The organism is Tepidimonas alkaliphilus, from assembly GCF_007556595.1.
In the GTDB taxonomy this organism is placed as follows: Bacteria; Pseudomonadota; Gammaproteobacteria; order Burkholderiales; family Burkholderiaceae_C; genus Tepidimonas; species Tepidimonas alkaliphila.
Window position 1 is genome coordinate 1 of record NZ_VJNB01000021.1, and the last position, 7,497, is coordinate 7,497.

Below are 7,497 nucleotides of genomic sequence, written 5' to 3' on the forward strand. Positions count from 1 at the left end.
GGTGAAGTAGGTCTGCAGCCCGAGCAAGTCGTAGGCGGCGCGGATCAGGCGGTTGAGGCCCGGCTCCTGCAGCCCCAGCTCGCGCAGGAAGGCGAGCCGGTCCTCCTCGTCCATGTCGGCCAGCTCCGCCTCGATCTTGGCGCAGATGGCCACCACCGGCGCGCCCTGCTGCGCCGCCACCTTGCGCAGGCGCTTCAGGTGCGGGTTGTCGTCGCCGAAACCGTCCTCGGCCACGTTGCCGACGAACATCGCCGGCTTGGCGGTGATCAGGCACAGCGGCTTGAGCCGCGCGCGCTCTTCCTCCGTGAGCGGCAGCGTGCGCACCGGGCGGCCTTCGTCCAGATGCGTGCGCACGCGCACGAGCAGCGCCGCGAGCTGGGCCGCCTCCTTGTCGTGGCCGCTCTTGGCGGCCTTCTGCGCGCGCTGCAGCGCCTTGTCCACCGTGGCCAGGTCGGCCAGGCACAGCTCGGTCTGGATCACCTCGATGTCGGCCACTGGATCGACGCGGCCGGCGACGTGCACGATGTTGGGGTCGTCAAAGCAGCGCACCACGTTGACGATGGCATCCGTTTCGCGGATGTGGGCCAGGAACTGGTTGCCCAGGCCCTCACCCTGGCTGGCGCCGGCCACCAGCCCAGCGATGTCAACGAATTCGACGATGGCCGGCACCACGCGCTGCGGCTTGACCAGCGCGGCCAGCTGCTGCAGGCGCGGGTCGGGCACCTCAACGACGCCGACGTTGGGCTCGATGGTGCAGAAGGGATAGTTTTCCGCGGCGATGCCGGCCTTGGTCAGGGCGTTGAAAAGAGTGGATTTGCCCACGTTGGGCAGGCCCACGATGCCGCACTTGAGGCTCATGGTTGAACGCAGCTGATGCTTGTAACGTGAATGGTCAACTGCTCATCCTAGCACGCCGCCTTCGATCGGTCGAACGCAATGCTTCGGCCCCCAGGGTGCAGCCGATACAATGGCTTGACCATGTCTGCAGCACAATGGGATGTCACGGTTCTGGGCGGCGGCGTTGTGGGCCGCTGCTTGGCGTTGCTGCTGGCGCGCCAGCGCCTGCGGGTTGCCCTGGTGGAACGCTGCGCCACGGCGACGGGCGCTGCCGAGGTGGACGTGCGCGCTTATGCGCTCAACGCCGCCTCGCGCGCCCTGCTGCGGGAAGCGCAAGCCTGGCCCGCCGATAGGCATGCGACGCCGGTGCGAGCCATGTGGGTGGCCGACACCGACCACGACGTGGCTGGATCGCCCCAGCCCGTCGCCACGCTGCGCTTCGATGCCCCGGCGCCGCAAGAACCGCTGGCGTGGATTGTGGATGTGGCGGCTCTGGAGCAGGCTCTGGAGGCTGCCGTAGAGCGAACGCGTGGCATCGAGCGTCTGCACGGCGAGGCTGACACGGCGCCGCGCGCGGCGTTGACCGTGGTTTGCGAGGGCCGCCATAGCTCCACGCGCGCCGCAGCAGGCATAGCTTGGGAAGCCGTGCCGTATCCCCACACCGCCTTGGCCGCGCGGCTGCGCTGCGCGCGTCCGCACGGCGCGGTGGCACGGCAATGGTTTCACGGTGAGGAAATCATTGCCCTGCTGCCGCTGGACGGGGTGGACGGCGACCGCGTGGCGCTGGTGTGGTCGGTGCCGCGCGCGCGCGCCGAGCGACTGCTGAAGCTGGCGCCGGAGGCGTTCGCCGCTGAGCTGCAGGCCGCCTGCGGGGCAGCGCTGGGCGACATGGCGCTGGAAAGCGCGGTGGCCGGCTGGCCGCTGCAGCGCGCGCTGGCGCGGCCCTGGGTGCGCCCTGGGTTGGCGCTGGCTGGCGACGCCGCACATGCCATGCACCCGCTGGCCGGCCAAGGGCTCAACACGGGCCTGGGCGACGTGGCCGAGCTGGTGCGCGTGCTGCGCGAGCGGGAATACTGGCGGCCGCTTGGCGACTTGCGCCTGCTGCGCCGCTACGAGCGCGCGCGCGCTGCGCCAGTGGCGGCCATGCTGGCGGCCACCGACGCGCTGCACGGCCTGTTTGCCGACCCGAATGCGCGCGTGACCGCGCTGCGCCGCTGGGGCCTGCGCGCGGTGGATCGCCTGGAACCGCTCAAGCGCTGGTTCATCCAACAAGCATCCGGCCAACTGGCCACACTTTAAAACCCGAGGCTCGCCTCGGCTCATACTTTTTATTTCCATGACATCACGTTCGATTTTGCGTCTGCTGGCCGTTGCGACGCTGGCGGGGTTGACCGGCCACGCCGCGGCCAACGAAGCGGTGATCCGCAAAAACCTGGCGGAGCGGATTCCGAATCTGCCGCGCATCGATGAGGTGCGCGCCACGCCGATGCCCGGCCTGTTTGAGGTGCGCCTCGGCACCGAGCTGCTCTACACCGACGCGCGCGGCGACTTTCTGATCCAGGGCGTGCTGATCGACACCCGCGCGCGCGTCAACCTGACCGAGGAGCGGCTCGATAAGCTGACCGCCATCGCCTTCGACGAGCTGCCGCTGAAGGACGCCTTTACCGTGGTACGCGGCAACGGTCAGCGCAAGCTGGCGGTGTTCGCCGACCCGAACTGCGGCTTCTGCAAGCGCTTTGAGCGCGACCTGGCCAAGCTGGACAACGTCACGATCCACACCTTCCTGTACCCGGTTTTGGGCAAGGATTCGGAGGCCAAGTCGCGCGCGATCTGGTGCGCCAAGGACCGCGCCAAGGCCTGGGACGACTGGATGCAGCGCGGCGTGCAGCCGCCAGCAGCCGACGCCAAATGCGATGCCAGCGCGCTGGAGCGCAACCTTGCGTTCGGCCAGAAATACCGCATCACTGGCACCCCGACCACCATCTTGGCCAACGGGCAGCGCATCCCCGGCGCCATTGGGCTGGAACGCCTGGAGCCCTTGCTGACCCAGGCTGCAAGCGCAAACAAATGAGACGGGCCGCTGCGGTGCACCACCGCGTCGAGGTGGCCGACGCGCATGCGCACCTGTGGCGCGTGACGCTGACGATCGAGCGCCCGGCCGCACGGCAGCGCGTCAGCCTGCCGGTGTGGATCCCGGGCAGCTACCTGGTGCGCGAGTTCGCCCAGCACCTGCAGCGGCTGCAGGCGCTGGCGGACGGGAAGCCAGCGCCGGTGCGCGCGCTCGACAAGAACACCTGGGAGGTGGAGGCGGCCGGCGCGGCGCGGCTGGAGCTGCGCTACGAGGTTTACGCGCACGACCCCTCGGTGCGCGCCGCCTACCTGGACGCCACGCGCGGCTTCTTCAACCCCACGAGCCTGTGCCTGCGCGTGCACGGGCGCGAGGACGAACCACACGCGCTGACGCTCGTGCCGAACCGCTGGACGCGGGGCTGGCGCGTGGCCACCGCGCTGGAGCGCGCCGACGGCGCCACGCGCGACGCGCAGGGCCGCTGGCGCTGGCCAGACGACGACGGCTTTGCCACCTACCTGGCGGCGGATTACGACGAGCTGGCCGACCACCCGGTGGAGCTGGGCGCGTTCTGGGTCGGCGACGTCGAGGTGCGCGGCGTGCCGCACCGGCTGGTGGTCAGCGGCGCGCCAGATGGCTTCGACGGCGCGCGGCTGCTGCGCGACACCGCGCGCGTGGCCGAGGCCGCTTGCGCGCTGTGGCACGGGACGCAGGCGCCGCCGCCGTTCGACCGCTACCTGTTCCTGCTCCACGTCACGGGCGACGGCTACGGCGGACTGGAGCACCGGCACTCGACGGCCCTCATCGGCGCGCGCGCGGATCTGCCGCTGGCGCCGCTGCCGGATGAGCCGGCGGCCGCCGAAAAGGAACTGAAGGCCGGCGACCGCTACGTCACGCTGCTCGGCCTGATCAGCCACGAGTATTTCCATGCCTGGAACGTCAAGCGGCTGCGCCCGGCGGAGTTCGCCCGCTACGACTACGACCGCGAGAATTACACCGGGCTGCTGTGGTTCTTCGAGGGCTTCACCAGCTACTACGACGACCTGCTGCTGCTGCGCGCTGGGCTCATCACGCTGCCGGCGTACCTGGAGCTGCTGGCGCGCACCGTCAACCACGTGCTGGCCACGCCGGGGCGGCGGGTGCAGAGCGTGGCGCAGGCGAGCTTCGACGCCTGGATCAAGTATTACCGCCCGCACGACGGCACGCCCAACGCCACCGTCAGCTATTACGCCAAGGGCGCGCTGGTGGCGCTGGCGCTGGACCTGACGCTGCGCAACGCGAGCGGCGCCTCGCTGGACGACGCGCTGCGCGCGCTGTGGCGGCGCTGCGCTGGCGGCCCGATGCGTGAGGACGACCTGCGCGCGGTGCTGCGCGAGCTGGCCGGCCGGCCGCTGGACGCGGAGCTGGACGCCTGGGTGCACGGCACCGACGAGCTGCCGTTGCGCCCGCTGCTGGAAAGCCACGGCATCCGCTGGGTGGAAGAGCCGGCGGGGCTGGCCGAGAGGCTCGGCCTGCGCGTGGAGGAAGGCGGCAGCACGCTGCGCCTGAAGCACGTGTTGCACGGCAGCGCGGCGCAGGCCGCGGGCCTGGCGCCCGGCGACGAGTGGCTGGCCGTGCAGCGCGGCGAAGCCATCTGGCGCGTGGCGCGGCTGGAGGACGTGGCGCTGCACGCGCGCGGCCTTGCGCCGAATGAGCCGCTGCCGGCCTGGGTGGCGCGCGACGGGCGCGTGCTGCGCTGTCCGCTGCGCTGGCCGACGAGCCCGGCGGTGAACGTCAAGCTGCTGCCGCCCCCGGGCGACGCCGCGGTGGCTTGACGCCGCCCAATCGCGGGGCCGTCTCACGCGCCGCGGAACTGTGGCGGGCGCTTCTGCAGGAAGGCGGTCACGCCCTCGACGTAGTCGTGCGTGCGGCCCAGCGTCGCCTGCAGCTCGCGCTCGGCCTCCAGCTGCTGCTCGAACGAACGCTGCAGCGCCCCGCGCAGCAGGTGGCGCGTGGCCACCAGCGCCTGCGTCGGCAGGGCCGCCAGCCGCTCGGCCAGCGCCAGCGCGGCGGCAAGCGCATCGTCGGCCACGTCCCAGATCAGCCCCCAGTCCTTGGCCTGCTGCGCCGACAGCTTGTCGCCGAGCATCGCCCAGCCGAGCGCGCGCGCCAGCCCCAGCCGCTCGACGCTGAGCCAGCTGCCGCCGGCGTCCGGAATCAGGCCGATCTTGCTGAACGCCTGCACGAAGCTGGCACCCGGCGTGGCCACCACCAGGTCGCAGGTCAGCGCCAGCGACACACCGGCGCCAGCGGCCACGCCGTTGACCGCTGCCACCGTCGGCACGCGCAGGTTCATCAACGCGCGCGCGGTCGGGTTGAAGCACTCATCCAGCACCGGACCCGGGTTGGCGCGCTCGGCCAGATCCGGCCCCGGGGTAAAGTCAAGCTCCGACAGATCCAGCCCGGCGCAGAAGCCGCGCCCGGCGCCGGTCAGCACCAACGCCCGCACAGCGGGGTCGCGCTGCACCTCGGCCAGCGCCTCCTGCAGCGCGCGGTGCATCGTGCGCGTGAAGCTGTTGAGCGCCTGCGGGCGGTTGAGCGTCACCAGCGCCACGGCGCCGCGGCGCTCAAACAGGATCTCCGCAGCCGCGGCGGATGCCGAAAGGGTCATCGTCGTCTGCTCCTCTGCCTGCATGCAACAAAAGAAACGGGCCTCGAACCAGAATCGTAACCGCTGCGATTGCCGTTATATAGTGTGCAGCGCGCGTTCTTGTCTTACCCCTTCTTTGGGAGCGCCCATGACCAACCCAGCCTATGAAACCCTGCTGACCCGCACCGACGGGCCGGTCGGCATCATCCAGCTCAATCGGCCCAAGCAGCTCAACGCGCTCAACGACCAGCTGATGGATGAGCTCAGCGCGGCCCTGCGCGCCTTCGACACCGACGAGGCCATCGCCTGCATCGTGCTAACCGGCAACGACAAGGCGTTCGCCGCCGGCGCCGACATCGCCGCGATGGCGCGATACACCTTCGCGGACGTGTATCGCTCGGAATACATCACGCGCAACTGGGAAGCGCTGCGCCACGTGCGCAAGCCCGTCATTGCCGCCGTGGCCGGCTATGCGCTCGGCGGCGGTTGCGAAGTGGCGATGATGTGCGACCTGATCATCGCCGCCGACAACGCCCGCTTTGGCCAACCGGAGGTCAAGATCGGCGTCATCCCCGGCGCCGGCGGCACGCAGCGGCTGCCGCGCGCGATCGGCAAGGCCAAGGCGATGGACATGGTGCTGACTGGCCGGATGATGGATGCCGCCGAGGCTGAACGTGCCGGGCTTGTCAGCCGCGTGGTGCCGACGGACAAATTGATGGAGGAGGCGCTGGCCGTCGCGCACGCCATCGCCGCCCAGCCGCGGCTGGCGGTGCTGGCAGCCAAGGAGGCGCTCAACCGCGCCTTCGAGGCGCCGCTTGCGGAGGGGCTGCAGTTCGAGCGCCGCATGTTCCACGCCATGTTCGCCACCCAAGACCAAAAAGAGGGCATGGCCGCGTTTCTCGAAAAACGCCCGGCGCGGTTCGAAGGCCGCTGAGCCAGACAGCGCCCCAGCGGGGCGCAGAGCCATGGGTCAGGTAGCGCAACGCGCCGAGGACGGCGTCGGTGGTTTCCAGGCGATTGTGCTAGAATAATGGCTTTAGCGGCGCTTTAGCTCAGCTGGTTAGAGCGACGGAATCATAATCCGCAGGTCCGGGGTTCGAGTCCCTGAAGCGCCACCAAGAAAATCAACGACTTAGCCAGCCGGTAAGCGGGCTTTTTTGTGGACACTCGTCGCCATGTAGCCACTATGTAGCCAGTTTTGGCAAGTCTGACGGCCTCAGCGCCAGCCAAGGGGTCAGCTTTGCCATCGCGGCAGAAAGCCCCTTGCGGCAGTGCGGTCATCGGCCTGCTCAGCGTTCCGCGTGCGCCATGGATGTCGTCACGATGGCCTAACGAAACGTGAGGTCAACGATGATCCCCCCGGCGTTGGGGGTCATCGGCCTGCTCAGCGTCCCGCGTGTGCCATCCATGGGTGTCGCTACTGCCGACATCCCCGTGCAAAGGGGTGGGTGTGATGCCCCTCCCTCGCCGATGACCTCACGATTCGTGACGTCACCTGCTGGCGCTCGGGTTTCATCGATCTGGTGAAACTCCAAGGCCTCCGCGATCTGCGGATGCCTCTAAAACGCGTCAGAACGGCCTACAGTCGATTTTTTTGGGCAGCCCAAGGCTTACCCCTACGTGCCCGCACAAAAAACGCGCCAGAAGGCCTTTTTTGGCTTTCTGGCGCAGCGGGGTCAGCTCCCCTACCGCCGATGACGCTGAGCAAAGCGGCAGCCCCTTCCCCCACACCCCTAACCCCCTTCTCCTCCAAAGATGGCGGAGTGCCAATAACCTCTTTTGGTGTTGGTGTTGGTGTTGGTGGTATTACCGCGGTATTGCCGTGGTATTGCCGTGGCATTCCCGCGGCACTGCCGTGGCTATGCCGTGGCATCTCTGCAGGCTCCGAGCCCACACCCCCCGACGGGGGGAGGGGGGGTTATATTGGTTCTTGGTTCTTGGTTGGCATTGGGGGGTCGATGGG

General features: G+C 69.3%; 6 protein-coding genes and 1 tRNA gene. 5 read left to right on the forward strand and 2 right to left on the reverse strand.

The features are described from left to right. On the reverse strand, positions 1-858 hold an 858-nt coding region (ychF, locus tag Talka_RS11650; protein ID WP_143891490.1), incomplete at its 3' end, for a redox-regulated ATPase YchF. A gap of 120 nt (positions 859-978) precedes the next feature. Between ychF and Talka_RS11655 the strand changes: the two genes are divergently transcribed. From Talka_RS11655 to Talka_RS11665, 3 genes are read left to right on the forward strand one after another with little or no spacing between them, the layout of a single operon-like run. Next, positions 979-2,136, forward strand: a complete 1,158-nt coding sequence (locus Talka_RS11655) for an FAD-dependent monooxygenase (RefSeq protein WP_143891491.1) — start codon at positions 979-981, stop codon at positions 2,134-2,136. A gap of 37 nt (positions 2,137-2,173) precedes the next feature. Next, the gene (locus tag Talka_RS11660; protein WP_143891492.1) at positions 2,174-2,908 is read left to right on the forward strand and encodes a DsbC family protein; all 735 of its coding nucleotides are present in this window, start codon (positions 2,174-2,176) and stop codon (positions 2,906-2,908) included. Beyond that, positions 2,905-4,719 carry a M61 family metallopeptidase gene (locus tag Talka_RS11665; protein WP_143891493.1) on the forward strand — a complete coding sequence of 605 codons (1,815 nt, stop codon included), beginning with the start codon at positions 2,905-2,907 and terminating at the stop codon, positions 4,717-4,719. Before Talka_RS11660 ends, Talka_RS11665 begins: the two co-directional genes overlap by 4 nt. Before the next feature lie 23 nt (positions 4,720-4,742). Here Talka_RS11665 and Talka_RS11670 read toward each other — a convergent pair whose 3' ends face one another. Beyond that, entirely contained in the window at positions 4,743-5,555 is an 813-nt protein-coding gene (locus Talka_RS11670) for an enoyl-CoA hydratase-related protein (protein WP_143891494.1), read from the reverse strand. A gap of 127 nt (positions 5,556-5,682) precedes the next feature. Here Talka_RS11670 and Talka_RS11675 point away from each other — a divergent pair, with 127 nt between their 5' ends. Together Talka_RS11675 and Talka_RS11680 are read left to right on the forward strand one after the other, a co-directional pair. Further along, positions 5,683-6,468 carry an enoyl-CoA hydratase gene (locus Talka_RS11675; protein ID WP_143891495.1) on the forward strand — a complete coding sequence of 262 codons (786 nt, stop codon included), beginning with the start codon at positions 5,683-5,685 and terminating at the stop codon, positions 6,466-6,468. A gap of 107 nt (positions 6,469-6,575) precedes the next feature. Beyond that, a tRNA-Met gene (locus tag Talka_RS11680) sits at positions 6,576-6,652 on the forward strand. The last annotated feature ends 845 nt before the right edge of the window (positions 6,653-7,497 follow it).